Source organism: Mesorhizobium sp. M0060 (assembly GCF_040323155.1).
GTDB lineage: Bacteria > Pseudomonadota > Alphaproteobacteria > Rhizobiales > Rhizobiaceae > Mesorhizobium.
Window position 1 is genome coordinate 1 of record NZ_JAMYUP010000005.1, and the last position, 14,410, is coordinate 14,410.

At 64.2% G+C, this 14,410-nt stretch carries 13 protein-coding genes; 3 read left to right on the forward strand and 10 right to left on the reverse strand.

The features are described from left to right. Nucleotides 1–466 (reverse strand): transposase (locus NKJ94_RS06985; RefSeq protein WP_352523873.1); only part of this gene is annotated, 466 nt, incomplete at its 3' end. A 665-nt stretch (nucleotides 467–1,131) separates the two neighbouring features. On the opposite strand from NKJ94_RS06985, the gene NKJ94_RS06990 reads away from it, so the two are divergent. Further along, nucleotides 1,132–2,247: a tetratricopeptide repeat protein gene (locus NKJ94_RS06990; protein ID WP_352523875.1), complete on the forward strand. Its 1,116-nt coding sequence runs from the start codon at nucleotides 1,132–1,134 to the stop codon at nucleotides 2,245–2,247. Between the two features lie 86 nt (nucleotides 2,248–2,333). On the opposite strand, the gene NKJ94_RS06995 is transcribed toward NKJ94_RS06990, so the two are convergent. The 7 genes from NKJ94_RS06995 to NKJ94_RS07025 form a co-directional block, all read right to left on the reverse strand. Then, nucleotides 2,334–3,062 (reverse strand): amino acid ABC transporter ATP-binding protein, encoded by a 729-nt coding sequence (locus NKJ94_RS06995; RefSeq protein WP_352523877.1) that lies wholly within the window; start codon nucleotides 3,060–3,062, stop codon nucleotides 2,334–2,336. Nucleotides 3,063–3,088: 26 nt separating this feature from the next. Next, entirely contained in the window at nucleotides 3,089–3,763 is a 675-nt protein-coding gene (locus tag NKJ94_RS07000) for an amino acid ABC transporter permease (RefSeq protein ID WP_023677250.1), read from the reverse strand. Further along, nucleotides 3,760–4,431 (reverse strand): amino acid ABC transporter permease, encoded by a 672-nt coding sequence (locus NKJ94_RS07005; protein ID WP_352523878.1) that lies wholly within the window; start codon nucleotides 4,429–4,431, stop codon nucleotides 3,760–3,762. Before NKJ94_RS07005 ends, NKJ94_RS07000 begins: the two co-directional genes overlap by 4 nt. 92 nt (nucleotides 4,432–4,523) lie before the next feature. Beyond that, nucleotides 4,524–5,312: an ABC transporter substrate-binding protein gene (locus NKJ94_RS07010; protein WP_352523879.1), complete on the reverse strand. Its 789-nt coding sequence runs from the start codon at nucleotides 5,310–5,312 to the stop codon at nucleotides 4,524–4,526. A gap of 112 nt (nucleotides 5,313–5,424) precedes the next feature. Further along, nucleotides 5,425–6,588 (reverse strand): saccharopine dehydrogenase family protein, encoded by a 1,164-nt coding sequence (locus NKJ94_RS07015; protein ID WP_352523880.1) that lies wholly within the window; start codon nucleotides 6,586–6,588, stop codon nucleotides 5,425–5,427. Then, nucleotides 6,585–7,088, reverse strand: coding sequence for an Lrp/AsnC family transcriptional regulator (locus tag NKJ94_RS07020; protein WP_023677254.1), 504 nt, complete (start codon nucleotides 7,086–7,088; stop codon nucleotides 6,585–6,587). Before NKJ94_RS07020 ends, NKJ94_RS07015 begins: the two co-directional genes overlap by 4 nt. Nucleotides 7,089–7,571: 483 nt before the next feature. Further along, nucleotides 7,572–8,297 (reverse strand): 3-keto-5-aminohexanoate cleavage protein, encoded by a 726-nt coding sequence (locus NKJ94_RS07025; RefSeq protein WP_352523881.1) that lies wholly within the window; start codon nucleotides 8,295–8,297, stop codon nucleotides 7,572–7,574. 196 nt (nucleotides 8,298–8,493) lie between these two features. Here NKJ94_RS07025 and NKJ94_RS07030 point away from each other — a divergent pair, with 196 nt between their 5' ends. Further along, on the forward strand, nucleotides 8,494–9,237 hold the full coding sequence (locus NKJ94_RS07030) for a 2OG-Fe(II) oxygenase (protein ID WP_352523882.1): 744 nt from the start codon (nucleotides 8,494–8,496) through the stop codon (nucleotides 9,235–9,237). A 30-nt stretch (nucleotides 9,238–9,267) separates the two neighbouring features. Here NKJ94_RS07030 and NKJ94_RS07035 read toward each other — a convergent pair whose 3' ends face one another. After that, entirely contained in the window at nucleotides 9,268–10,623 is a 1,356-nt protein-coding gene (locus NKJ94_RS07035) for a sigma-54-dependent transcriptional regulator (RefSeq protein WP_352523883.1), read from the reverse strand. A 13-nt stretch (nucleotides 10,624–10,636) separates the two neighbouring features. After that, the gene (locus tag NKJ94_RS07040) at nucleotides 10,637–12,496 is read right to left on the reverse strand and encodes a sensor histidine kinase (RefSeq protein ID WP_352523884.1); all 1,860 of its coding nucleotides are present in this window, start codon (nucleotides 12,494–12,496) and stop codon (nucleotides 10,637–10,639) included. Nucleotides 12,497–12,734: 238 nt separating this feature from the next. Between NKJ94_RS07040 and NKJ94_RS07045 the strand changes: the two genes are divergently transcribed. Next, nucleotides 12,735–14,066, forward strand: coding sequence for a dicarboxylate/amino acid:cation symporter (locus NKJ94_RS07045; protein ID WP_352523885.1), 1,332 nt, complete (start codon nucleotides 12,735–12,737; stop codon nucleotides 14,064–14,066). The last annotated feature ends 344 nt before the right edge of the window (nucleotides 14,067–14,410 follow it).

Consider the following 14,410-nt stretch of genomic DNA (forward strand, 5'->3'; position numbering starts at 1 on the left):
GATGGGCGTCGGCGACGATCATGCTGGCATCGACCGCAAAGCCTTCGCCGCCGACGAGCCCTTCAGCTATGCAGCGCCGGACGACGGTCTCGAACAGTTCGCGGAGCAGGTCGGCATCGCGGAAGCGGCCGTGGCGGGTCTTGGAGAAGGTTGAGTGGTCAGGCACATCACCCTCGAGACCAAGCCGGCAGAACCACCGATAGGCCAGGTTCAGATGTACCTCCTCGCACAGCCGGCGCTCCGAGCGGATGCCGAAGCAATAGCCGACGATCAGCATGCGGATCAGCAGCTCAGGGTCGATCGAGGGACGGCCGATCGAGCTGTAGAAGGGCGCCAGATGCTGGCGGATGGCGGACAGGTCGACGAAGTGGTCGATCGCTCTGAGCAGGTGATCCGCCGGCACATGCCGCTCCAGGCTGAAGCCGTAGAACAGCTCCTCCTGCATCACACTTTGCTCGCCCATCATCGACTCAATCTCCTCTTACGACGAAGATTGAATCAGTGCTTCAGGACTGCTGCAACCCGGACTTTTTCAACACAATCCACCCATTGCTGCCGCTTGGTCGGCTGAACGCTTCGGCAGATCTTAGGCCCAGAGCGGACGTTAACCCGGCGCAAGATTTGGCGACGAGGGCGGCCGCGTCATCTACAGCTTCTGCCCGGATTGCGGCACCACCGTCCATTACCGGATCGACACCGATGTGGGTTGAGATCAGCGCCGAGCCTCTGGCGACGTTCGGCTGACGACGCCGGCCGCGGCCGCTCTAGAACCATGATCCCGAAAAGTGGAAACCGGTTTGCGGATAAGATCGCGGTCAAACAGCAAGATAGAGCCCCATTTCCATTCAATCGAAATGGAACAGGGGCGCAGCTGAGGCTTCGGCGCCACGCTCCGTCAGCCTCCCGACCCGGCCAGATCCGCCGGAAAGCGCACCTACGGGCTAATCCAGAGTACAGGCGCCTCAGCTGCGTGACGGGCTCGACTTGACCATTTCTTTGCGGGGATGACTTGCGAAGAACAAAGATTTGTTTGATCAAGTTGGCATGAGGCCAACAACCTATAATTGTGATCAAATTCTGCTGATGTTTGATGGGCGGCTAATCGAACGGTTGAATCAAGGAGGGCGGCGGGTGCTGGCCGGTCTCATCGTGCTGCTTGCGCTTTGTGCTCCCGCACTGACCGAGGATAGCGACGATTGCGGTGGCGCTGCTGCAGGCTTACAGCGGATCGCCGCCTGCACGCGGATCATCGAGGACAGGACGCGAAGCCCGGGCAGTCGCGCCATCGCTTACCACGGCCGGGCAATCGCCTGGACTGACAGCGGTGACGATGACCGGGCTATTGCAGACTATGACAACGCCATCGCTCTCGATCCGGACGACATCGATGCCTACAACGAGCGCGGACAGATATGGCTCGACAAGGGCGAGAACGACAGCGCCATCAGTGACTTCGATCGGGCGATCGAGCTCGATCCAGGAAAAGCTGAGACCTACTACAACAGAGGCCGCGCCTGGGCTCATAAGGGCGACGACACTCGCGCCATCGCCGACTACAGCCACGCCATCGAGTTCGATCCGGCATATTTCCAAGCCTACAACAACCGCGGCTTCGTCTTCAACAGGATGGGCGAGTTCGACCGCGCCATCGCCGATTTCGACGAGACGATCAGCCTCGATCCCCAACACCCCTACGCTTACAACAACCGGGCCATTTCCTGGGGCGCAAAGGGTGATGCAGAGCGCGCCGTCGCCGACTACAGCCAGGCGATCACGCTCGATCCGACCTATGTCAACCCTTATGGAAGCAGGGGAATCTACTACTTCTACGATCGCGAACCGGCCAAGGCGCAAGCCGACCTTGCCGCGGCGGCGGAACTTGCGCCCGACAATGCCTATTTTGCGATCTGGGCGGATCTGGCTGAGCGGCGCAGTGGTGGCGCGAGCCATTTGCGGCAGGCAGCCAGCAGGCTCGACATGGCCAGATGGCCGGCGCCGCTGGTTCGCATGTTTCTTGGCGAACAGACGCCCGAAGCAGCGTTGGCCGCAGCCGACGATCCCGTCCCGGCCAAGAAACGCGGAAATCTATGCGAGGCCAATCTCTATGTCGCGGAGTTTTACCGGCTCGACGGCCGTGACGATGAAGCCTTGCGGCGGTACCGGCTTGCGGTACGCGACTGCCCCCACGACTTCATCGAATATGTCGCGGCAGGCAAGGCACTGCGCGCGCTCGGTGTGTCGCCATAGTGCGCCGCTGCGGATGATTCATTGTAGGCTCGAGCGCAACCTCGGCGCAAAGGCGACGGCAGGTTCGGTGCGTATTGTCGCTGCTGTCAATGCCGCAGGATCTTGCTGAGGAAGGCGCGGCTGCGGTCGGTCTTCGGGTTGGAGAAGAACTCCTCGGGCGTGCCGCTCTCGACGATGGCGCCGGCATCCATGAACACCACGCGCTGCGCGACCTTGCGGGCAAAGCCCATTTCGTGCGTCACCACCATCATGGTCATGCCTTCCTCGGCGACCGCGACCATGACGTCGAGCACTTCCGAGATCATCTCGGGGTCGAGCGCCGAGGTCGGCTCGTCGAACAGCATGATCTTGGGGCGCATGCCGAGGCAGCGGGCGATCGCCACGCGCTGCTGCTGGCCGCCGGACAGCTGCGCCGGATAGGCGTTCACCTTGTCGGCGAGGCCGACCTTGGCGAGCAACTCGCGCCCGGCCTTCTCGGCTTCTATGCGCGGGATCTTGCGCACATGGATCGGCGCCAGCGTGACGTTCTCGAGCGCGGTCTTGTGCGGGTAGAGGTTGAACGACTGGAAGACGAAGCCGATCTCGGTGCGCAGCCGTGTCATGTTGGTGGCGGCGTCGCCGAGGCGCTGGCCGTCGACCACCAGGTCGCCGTCGCGGATCGTCTCCAGGCCGTTGATGCAGCGGATCAAGGTGCTCTTGCCCGAGCCGCTCGGCCCGCAGACGACGACCACTTCGCGCGGCTCGACGCTGAGCGTAATTTCCTTCAGCACGTTGAGCTGGCCGAACCATTTGTTGACGCCGCGAAATTCGATCATGCCAGTGCCATTTTTGCTGGGATTCGTCACAATTGCACCTCGCCATGGGCCGCGCCCATGCGTTGCTCCAGCCGGCGGGCCAGCATGATCAGGGGGTAGCAGACGATGAAGTAACCGAGGCCGACGAGGAAGAAGACCAGCAGCCCATTGGGTACACGCTGCACCACCAGCCAGCCGACGCGGGTGAGGTCGGTCAGGCCGATGGCCGAGACGACCGAGGAATCCTTGATCAGCAGCACATATTGCCCGACCAGCGGCGGCAGCACGATGCGCATCGCCTGCGGCAGCACCACCTGGCGCATGCGCTGCCAGCGCGACAGGCCGGACGCGAGCGCCGCTTCGACCTGGCCGGTCGGCACCGAGCGGATGCCGGCGACGACGATCTCGCAGATGAAGCAGGCGGCCAGATTGGTCAGCGCGATGATGCCGGCGGTGAAGGCATCGAGCTCGATGCCGAGTTCCGGCAGGATGAAGAAGATCAGGAAGATCTGCACCAGGAACGGCGTGCCGCGGATCAGGTCGACCCAGGCGCCGATCGCGCCGCTGATCAGCCGGTTGCCGCCGGTGCGCAGGATGCCGAGGCCAAAGCCGAGCAGCGTGCCCAGCACCAGGCTGATCAGCGACAGCACCACGGTCATGCCGAGACCGCGCAAGGCGAGCGGATAGCTGCCGGCGATGCTTTGCAGCTGCTGCCAGATCATGTCCGTGCCCCCGCGAGGCCGAGCCAGCGCCCGGAGAGTGCCGCCAGACCCTTCAGCCCGTAATAGAGCAGGAGGTAGAAGGCGGCGATGGTGATGAAACCTTCCGCTGGCATGAAGCGGTCTGAGGCGAGCAGCTGGCCGGCGCGCGTCAGTTCGGCGACCGAGATCAGCGACAGCAGCGCCGAATCCTTGACCAGCACGATCGCCTGGCCGAGCAGCGGCGGGATCGTCACTTTGAACGCCTGCGGCAGGATGACGAGGCGCATGCGCTGGACATAGGTCATCCCCGAGGCGACGCCGGCCTCGACCTGGCCGCGCGGGATCGACAGGATGCCGGCGCGGATGATCTCGGCGACATAGGCGCCGCTATTCAGCGACAGCGCTAAAATGCCGACGACGAACTCGGGCAGGATGAGGCCGAGCCGCGGCAGGCCGAAATAGAGGAAATAGAGCTGTGCCAGCAAGGGCGTGGCGCGCACCGCGTCGATATAGGCCTTGGCCGGAACGCGAAACAGCCGGCCGCGCTGCAAATTCATCGCGGCGAGCACGATGCCGACGGCGAGCGCGCCGGCAAAGGAGAGCGCAGACAGCCACACGGTCGTGACGAGGCCCTGCCCGAACAACGGCAGATATTCGACGATGGTGCGGAAGCTGAAGTTTTCGAGCATTGTTGGGCGGGGTTCCTCTAGCGGACAAGCGACTTCGGGCGGTTTCGTGAACGCCGAGGCGCGCGCGAAACCGTCCGAAACTCTTTTGCTGCTTAGTGGTCTTTCTTCCAGTCGTCGGAATTGACCCAGTAATCCAGGTTCTTCTGCAGGCGGCCGTCGAGGCTGACCTGGTCGAGGAACAGGTTCATCCAGGTCAGCAGGTCCTGCTCGTCATAGCGCGTGGCGAAGGCAAGCGGCTCCTTCGACAGCATGTCCGGCATGATGGTGAAGCTGCCGGCCGGGTAGGCGGTCGACTGGCCCTTGACCGCCGAGACGTCGTTGACGCCGCAATCGGCCTGGCCGTTGTTGACGGCATCGAGCAGCAGCGGGCCGCCGCCTTTGTAGCTCTTGATGTCAGCATCGGGGAAGGCGGCCTTGGCTTCCTTCTCGCCGGTGGCGCCGAGCAGCACCGCGATCTTGGTGCCCTTGGCCTTGCAGTCCTCGGTGGACTTGAAGGCGGTACCAGCCTTGGTGAAGACGGTGCTGCCCGTGTACATGTAAGGCCTGGTGAAGGCGACCTTCATGCCACGCGCCAATGTCGGCGTCATGTCGGCGACCAGAAGATCGGCCTTGCCCGACAGCAGCGCCGGGATCAGGCCGTCCCAGTCGAAGTCGAGGAAGGTGATCTTGACGCCCATTTCCTTGGCCATCAATTCGGCGAGTTCGACCGAACTGCCGGTGCGCTCGCCGGCGGCGCCGACCAGCGAGAAGGGAGGTCCTTGCGTCTGCACGGCAACGCGCAACTCGCCGCGCTTGGTGATTTCGTCGAGCGTTCCGGCACTGGCGGCTGCTGTGAGGCCGGCGAGCGCGAGACCGGCGATGAAAAGCTTGGCAATCTTCATTTGGGCATTCCTCCTTGTTGTCGTTTGTCGTTCCACTTTGTTGTTTCACCCCGTTGGAGGTGCTTTTTGAGCGGCAGCGCCGTTGCCGGCGGCAACCACCGTTCGAAAATTTTCAATCCCAGCTCACCGTTTCGGCGACCTTGATGCCGCGCCTGGCCAGTTCGTCGAGGAAGCGGCCGTCGGGCACATGCAGCAGCGGGTTGAGCAGGCCAGGCGTGGCGATCTCGCGCCGCGCCAGCATCTGCGCCACGATGCTAGCGGGATAGCCGACGCCGAGGCTCATGCCGAACAGGCCGGTGGCGAGATCGCGTTCGATGACCAGTTCCGAGGTCACGGTCTTGCGTCGGCCGCCTTCGCTGCCGACAAAGACATTGCGCATCACGCAAAGATCCTTCTCGTCGGCGCCGTATTGCAGTTGCGGGCCAAGCAGCCGGCCGAGAAATTCGCGTGGGCTGGCACCGATGCCGGGCACCTTGTCCTCGGACAGGAAGCCGAGCTGCTTCAGCGGCGCCCAGAATGCCGACCAGCCCGGCCAGCGCAGCGAATAGCGGCCGGAGCGCTGCAGCCCCTTGGTGGCGGCGAGCATGCTGGCATAATGCGGTGCGTCGCCATTGGGGAAGGCTTCCAGCCCGCCGAGCCCCGCGACCTCGATCTCGTGGATGAAACGATTGTCGTGCTGGCGGGCGGCCGGCACATCGACCCGTTTGCCGTCCTCGACCAGCACGCTGTCGCGGTTCTGGCTCATCAGAACCATGTCGAAGTTCCAGCTCACCTTGTAGCACAGCGGCTCGACCACCGCCTTCGGCTCGGGGATGCCGCCGCAGTAGGAATCGATCGCGGTGATAGTGTCGAACTGGCTTGCGGCGCGTGCGTAGAGCACAAGGTCGATGCCGGGGTCGAGCCCGCATTCGGTCACGATCGAAACGCCGGCCTTTTCGGCTTCCGGCGCGAGATCGGCGATGGCCTTGCCGTAATTGGTGGTGACCAGCGGCGTGCGCGTCGCGATCGCCGCCTGCACCGCCTCGCGCATCAACGGCTGCGGCAACAGGTCGATGACGGCGTCGACGTCCTTCATCACATCGGCCAATGCCGGGCCGATTGCGCCCTCCGGCACGACAAGACGCACCCGGGCAAGGTCGGTCAGGCCGCCAAGCCGCGCAGCGCCGTCGGTTGCGGTATCGACGCAGACCACTTGCTCGACGCCGACGCTGGCGACGAGATCGGCGATCGCCGCCCGGCCTTGCAGGCCGAGCCCCCCGAGAACCGCGATCTTCATGCCATTTCCTTTCGCGTCTCGTCCGACCAGCAGCCTTCCGGCAGGCTGACCCATTTGTTGCAGGAGGCCATGACGACGAAGGTCTCGCTGCGCACGACCTCGCCGGGTTCGCCAGCGCCGGGGATCAACTCGCTGGTGACGCGGTAGAGATCGGCAACATCGCCGGCCACGGTTACGTCGACGATGATGTCGAAGCGCCCGGTGACGACAGCGGCCGAGTTCACAAAAGGCAGTTCTGAGATGCGCTGCGCCAACTCGCGGGCGCGGCCGCGCCCTTGCGCGTTGATGCCGACGATCGCCGAGATCAGCTCGGGACGTTCGGTCAGGTTGAGCAGCCCGACGATCTTGAGCAGGTTGCGGTCGAGCAGGTTGCGCAGCCGCATACGCACGGTCGGCACCGAGATCGCCATCTTCTCGGCGAGGCGATTGACGCCAAGCTGCGCGTCCTGCGACAGCAGCTTGACCAGTCGCCGGTCGGTCTGATCGAGGTGTTCCCGCAAACGCCCAGGCTTTCATAAATGGAAAGAAATGATGGAGTTTTCTTTCTGATGTGAAAATACCCTAGGAGGAATTTTTAACAACGGCAAGAGCCATATCATCCCTCTGTGCCCGTTCCCTGTGTGCGTTCAGGCAAGACATGATCAGTCGCTTCGGCGAAGCCGCGATCTCCCCCTTGCGCATCTCCCCCACAGGGGGAAATTGGCAGCTTCGTCGATGTCGCCACATTTTGTTCTTGCTTTGTGCCGGCAGCTATGCTACTAATTTGGGTATGGTGCTGATTCGCGCCGCTGACCCGCCCCCCGAGGCGGGTTTTTTGTTTTCCGGATACCTTTGAAGGCCGGAGCTTTTTGCGTTTTGTCCGGAGCGTCAGCGGCTGATAGTTTCGTGCGCCATACCGCGCTGGGCTCCCGGTCGCCGAGGTGGGTTTTTGTTTCATACCTTTAAAGTTTCAGTGCCTTGGCCGTCATCAACCTTTCCCCGCGCTACCGGCTGGTCTGGAAGATCGCGACGGCTGCCGCTGTCAGCGCGGCGTTACCGGATGCCACCGTTCCATCAGGGAGCTGCTTGCCGTCTTCCAACCCGACGCGTGTCGACCAGTTACGCTCCGCCGCCTTGTGCACGAACGGCCAGACCGTGGCGTCGGCGCCGTGCAGCAGGATCGCTCGCCGCATCCCAGCGCCGTCGAGCACGGCGACGACATCGTCGCAGATCGCCAGCGCCGCGTCCGGCTCCTGCTCGGAGATTTCGATCAGGATGCGCAGCACCCGTTTGCCATGGTCGAGGCTTACCAGGCGCTCGGCATCGGCGGCCGAGGCGAGCCCGGCTTCGATGCCGATGCCGCGCTGCCGCAGGCGGTCCATGACGGCGGGCGCGGCGTCTTCGCTCAGATTGACCGAGGCATAGTCGGGCAGTTCGCTCCAGCCGGCGATCGCGGCAAGCGTTCGCTGGTCGTCGTTCTCGATCCAGGCGCCTGTAGACACGCCGATCAGCGTTCCCGGGCAGGCGCGGCGAAGCGCAAGCATGGTGCGGTCCATCGCCTCCAGCGCAAGGCTTTCGCGGCCGCCGAGCCCGCGCGCATGGGCATGCAGCTCGGCAGCGCCGGCGGCGACGCAGGCGGTACCGTCACGCGCCATGGCTTCGGGATCAAGCGGCAGCTGCGGGTGATAATCGGCGCTGCGAGCGCCATTGATGCAGGTCTGGACAATCATGGGAGAGGCAGCTCGTTTACGGTTGCCATCAGTCTAGCGCTGCGAGCCTGTAATGCCCAGCGTGACGCGGCCACATTGGCAGGCGGCAACCGTTGCCCATGCGAGCCCTTTGTGGCCATTCGGCAGGAAACGGGTGGTTTGCGCGTGTCGCTTACCCATTTCTGATGACAGGCACGCAAGCCACAGGAGGCAACCCATGATCATCCATTCGACTGTTCCGGCAGCAGCGGTCCGGTCGGCCGAAACGCGCGTCGCGGCATATGATTGGCAGGCATTGGCCGAGGAGCTGAGCGGCTATGGCTGCGCGGTGATGGAGAAGCTGCTGACGCCGGACGAATGCCGGGAGATCGCCGGCCTTTACCCGCAGGAGCAACATTTCCGCAGCCATGTCCATATGGCGCGGCATGGCTTCGGCAAGGGCGAGTACCGCTATTTCCGCTATCCCTTGCCCGATTTGATCGGCGGCTTGCGAACCGCGCTCTATCCGCGCCTCGCCGCGGTCGCCAACGACTGGAACGAGCGCATGGGTATGGCGCAGCGCTACCCCGACGAACACGCCGCGTTCCTCAAGCAATGCCATGAGCAGGGCCAGACGCGGCCGACGCCGCTCCTGCTGCAATATGTTCCCGGCGACTTCAATTGCCTGCATCAGGATCTCTACGGCGATCTTGCCTTCCCGCTGCAGGTCGCGATCCTGTTATCCGAACCAGGCAAGGATTTCACCGGCGGCGAGTTCGTGCTGACCGAGCAGCGCCCGCGCATGCAGAGCCGCGCCGAGGTGGTGCCGCTGCGCCAGGGCGATGCGGTCGCCTTCGCGGTCCACAACCGTCCGGTCCAGGGCAGCAAAGGCAGCTACCGGGTCAATCTCAGGCACGGCGTCAGCCGGCTTCGCTCCGGCATGCGCCACACCGTCGGCATCATCTTCCACGACGCCAAATAGCCGAGTCGCTCGGTCGATGCGCCGAGATCGTTACCTGGAAAAATCGCTGCGCACGATGCCGTGGCGCTGGAGCTTGTCGTAAAAAGTCTTGCGCGGAATCCCCAGCGCTTCGATCGTGCGCCTGACGTCGCCCCCGTTGCGGCCAAGCGTCTCGCGGATGATGTCGGCCTCGTAAAGCTCCAGCCGCCCCGGCAGCTTCATGGCGGTGTTCGATTGGGTCGGGGCAGGGGATGATGCCGCAAGGCCTTCCTCCAATCCAAGCACAAGCCGCTCGGCGAAATGCGCCAGTTCGCGCACGTTGCCCGGCCAGTCATGCTCCCTGAGGTGGCGATGCACCGCGGCCGGCACTGCCGGGACCGGACGGCGGAAGCGGGCGGCGGCGCGCTCGGCGAAATAGAAGAACAGCAGGGCGACGTCGTCGCGGCGCTCGCGCAGCGGCGGAATGGAAATCGTCACCACGTTGAGCCGGTAGTAGAGGTCCTCGCGAAACGTGCCGCGCTGGTGCGGATCGCCGAGATCGACCTTGGCGGCGGCGACGACGCGCAGATCCACCGGCCGCAACTCGTTGGTGCCGAGCGGGGTGACCTCGCGCATCTCCAGCACACGCAGCATCTGCACCTGTGTCGAGACCGGCATGCTTTCGATCTCGTCGAGGAACAATGTGCCGCCGCTGGCGTGCTCGATGCGGCCGATCCGCTTCTTCTGCGCGCCGGTGAAGGCGCCGGCCTCATGGCCGAACAATTCGCTCTCGATGACGGTCTCCGGCAGCGTGCCGCAATTCAGCGCGACGAAATTGCCTCTGGCGCGGCGGCTCCAGCGGTGCAAAAGGCTTGCCACCACCTCCTTGCCGGAGCCGGTCTCGCCGGTCACCAGCACGTCGACATCGGTGTCGGCGATCTGGCGCAGCGTGCGGCGCAGCCTTTCCATCGCCGGTGTCTGGCCGATCAGCGGCAGGCCGTCCTGCGCCTCTCCGGCCGCCTCGCGCAAGGCGCGGTTCTCCATGACCAGGCGGCGCTTTTCCGCTGCGCGGCGCACGCTCTGCACCAGCCGGTCGGCGGCGAAGGGCTTTGTGATGAAGTCATAGGCGCCGTCCTTGATCGCCTTGACCGCCATGGCGATGTCGCCATGCCCGGTGACGAGGATGACCGGAATGTCGGCATCCAGCCGCAGGATGCGATTGAAGAGCTGCAAGCCGTCGATCTCCGGCATGCGGATATCCGACACCACGACGCCGGCAAAACCGGCGTCGAGCCTGGCCAGCGCCTCGGCCGCCACCGCAAAGGCGGAGACCGAAAAGCCGGCAAGCTCCAGGGTCTGTGCGGTGGCCTTCAAGAGGTCGCTGTCGTCATCGATGAGGATTACCGGCGCGGCATTGTCGTTCGTCATGATGCCTTTGCCATTACGCTGCTTTTGAGAGATGGATGGTGAAGCGGGTGCCGCTGTCAGCGCTCGAAACATCGATGCGGCCGCCATAATCGGCGACGATGTCCTTCGAGATGACGAGGCCCAGGCCGAGGCCTTTTTCCTTGGAGGTGTTGAACGGCGTGAACAGCGATTTGAGGATCGCAGGCGGAATGCCGGGTCCGTTGTCGGACACGCCGACCGTCACGCCGTCCGCGGTCTCTTCGACCGATACCTGCACCCTGGCGTTGTCGCGGCCTTCCAGCGCTTCCAGCGCGTTCTGGAAGAGATTGATCAGCACCTGTTCGAGCCGGACCCGATTGCCCATGACCTTGAGGGCAGGCGGCGGCAGGTCGATGGCCAATGCGTCGAGCCGGCCGGCAAAGCGGCTTCTCAGCAGCACGACGGCGCCCTCGATGACATCGCGTAATTCGACAGGCTCGGCGGCTGTGCGGCCCTTGCGGGCAAATGCCTTCAGTTCCTCGGTGATTGAGCCGATACGTTCGGTAAGTGCTGCGATGGCGCCGAGGTTTTCCTCGGCCGGCCCGGTCTGCTTGCGGTCGAGGAAGGTGCGGGCATTGTCGGCATAGGCGCGGATAGTGGCGACCGGCTGGTTGATCTCATGAGCGACGCCGGCGGCGACCTGGCCGAGGATGGCGAGGCGGTTGGCCTGAACCAGATCCTGCTGCACGACCTGGAGTTTGGCTTCCGTGCTGCGGTGGCCGGTGATCTCGGCCTGCAGCCGGTCGCGGGCGCGGCTCAGATCCTCGGTCCTTTCGACGACGCGACGTTCGAGCTCGGTGCGCGCCGCCTGTTCGGCGGCAATCCGCATCTGCGCCGACTGCCGGCGCCACAACAGATACGCGGCCAGGCCGAGCAGCGGCACGACGACACCCAGCACCAGAAGCCGCATTTCGCGGACGGCAGCGGCAATCGGCGGTTCGGCCGGGACCAGATAGTCGAGCTGCCAAGCGGTCGAAGGGACCGGCGCGGAAAGGCGCAGATACTCCGCATCGCTGCCGCCGGGCGTTACCGCGTGGACGACCGACACATCCGAACTCAGCGCCTGCGGGTGCATGATCGGCAACGGAACAAGCGGCGCGTCGCCGAACTGCTGGCTGTCTCGGATCGCGGCTTGCTCAGGTGCAGCCAGCGGCGCGGTTGTCATGAAGCGCCAGGACGGCACGCTGGTGATCAGTACGACGCCATTCTCGTCGGTGACATAGGCCGGGCGGTTCGCCTCGCGCCAGTCGGCTTCGAGCTGGTCGAACTCCATCTTGACGACGACGACGCCGAGCGGTGCGGCTGCATTGCCGACGCGACGCGAAATGTAGAGGCCGGGACGCTTGCTGACATTGCCGAGCGCAAAATACTCGGCGGTTCCGGCCTGCATCGCGCCGGAGAAATAATCGCGAAAACGGTAGTCATTGCCGACGAAGCTGATCGGCTCGCGCCAGTTGCTGGAGGCGATCGCCAGTCCATCGGTGCCGATGACATAGAGCACCGACGCCTTGGTGCCGGAAACCAGCCCCTCAAGCTTGCGGTTCAGCACATCGATTGCCGTGGCGTTTTTCTGCGACAGCGCGTCACGCACTTGCTGGTCTGCGGACAAAAGCAGGGGCAGGGCGCGCGGGCTTTCGAGCACGGCGCGCAGCAGCGCGACCTTCAGATTGGCGTCGGTACGTCCCTGCGCCGCCAAGGTCCCGACCTCGGCTGTGCGGCCGTAGAGGCCGGCGCCGTAGAGCGCTGCCGTGACGATCAGCAGGGCGATAGCCGTAAACAGCAGCCAGGCACGGCGTGCCCGCCTGGCGAGTTGCTCGGGCATCGAAGACAAGGCACCGACGGGGCGTTGCAGCATCGCCCATTTGTGCATGAACTCGCACAAAACACAATTCGACCTATGCGGAGATTCGCACTTGTCCATGCGTCCAGCAGTGCGGACGTTCGCGAATGCTCAACAAAATCAATGATGAAGAGCTCTTCTGCGTATTTGGCACGGCTGTTGCAAACACGAATTCGGCAGTCGCGAGGCTGCTGGTGTCAAAACAACTGCCCCGGGGAGTCGAGCTTTCGATCGGGGCGCCATGGAGGACGTCATGCAGACAGCATTCGCTGCCGCCGAGCCGCGCGGCAAACTTCCCTTATACCGGCATCTTTACGTGCAGGTGCTGGCGGCGATCGCCGCCGGCGTGCTGCTCGGCCATTTCTATCCGGAAACCGGCGAGGCGATGAAGCCGTTCGGCGACGCCTTCATCAAATTGGTGAAGATGGTGATCGCGCCGGTGATCTTCCTGACGGTGGCGACCGGCATCGCCGGCGTTTCCGACCTGCAGAAGGTCGGCCGCGTCGCCGGCAAGGCGATGATCTATTTCCTGGTGTTCTCGACGCTGGCGCTTGTCGTCGGCCTGGTCGTCTCCAATGTCGTCCAGCCCGGCGCTGGCATGCATATCAATCCGGCCACGCTCGACACCACCAAGGTGGCGACCTTCGCCGAGAAGGCGCACGACACAACCATCGTCGGCTTCCTGATGAACATCATCCCCGATACCATCACCGGCGCCTTCGCGCAGGGCGACATCCTGCAGGTGCTGTTCTTCTCGGTGCTGTTCGGTGTCGCCCTGGCGCTGGTCGGCGATCGCGGCCGTCCGGTGGTCGATTTCCTGCAGGCGCTGACCGCACCGATCTTCCGCCTCGTCGCCATCCTGATGAAGGCCGCGCCGATCGGCGCTTTCGGCGCCATGGCCTTCACCATCGGCAAATACGGCATCGGCTCGATCGCCAATCTCGCCATGCTGATCGGTACATTCTACCTGACCGCGCTGCTGTTCGTGCTGGTGGTGCTTGGCGCGGTTGCCCGCTACAACGGCTTCTCGATCCTGGCGCTGATCCGCTACATCAAGGAAGAGCTGCTGCTGGTGCTCGGCACCTCGTCCTCGGAAGCGGCACTGCCGGGCCTAATGGCCAAGATGGAGCGCGCCGGCTGCAACCGCTCGGTGGTCGGCCTGGTCATCCCGACCGGCTATTCCTTCAACCTCGACGGCACCAACATCTACATGACGCTTGCCGCGCTGTTCATCGCGCAGGCGACCGACACGCCACTCACTTACAGCGATCAGATCCTGCTGCTAGCGGTCGCCATGCTGAGCTCCAAGGGTGCCGCCGGCATCACCGGCGCCGGCTTCATCACGCTGGCGGCGACGCTTTCGGTCGTACCCACGGTGCCGGTTGCCGGCATGGCGCTGATCCTCGGTGTCGACCGCTTCATGTCGGAATGCCGGGCGCTGACCAACTTCATCGGCAACGCGGTAGCGACAGTGGTGGTGGCGCGCTGGGAGGGGGAACTCGACCAGACGAAGTTTGCCGCCGCCATGGCCGGCGACTTGCCGGAGGAAGTCGACCTGTCGCGGCCAGGACTGCAGGCCGCCTGACTGTTCGGGCCACATGACTACAAGGCCCGGGAGCCGGTTCGCCGGCTCCGGGGCAAAGCACCGGCCTTCGCTGCATGCCGCCGGAAACGCAACCTGAAGTGGCTCTATTTTTGGCGCGGGGCTTGTTCCAGCCGCATTTGAAGGTCAGTATCCGCCATGCCTTCAAGGCGCCCGTCCGCTTCGATCCCGACCTGATCGCGACCGACGACGAGTCATTTCCGTCGTGCTCGGTTGCGCATCACCGTGGCCGAAACCGTCGGAGCTTTTGCTGCCGCCGACCCTGACCATGGCGGCAGCCCTCGAAGGCAATGGCGGCCTCAGTACGATGTCGCAAAGCGAAACGT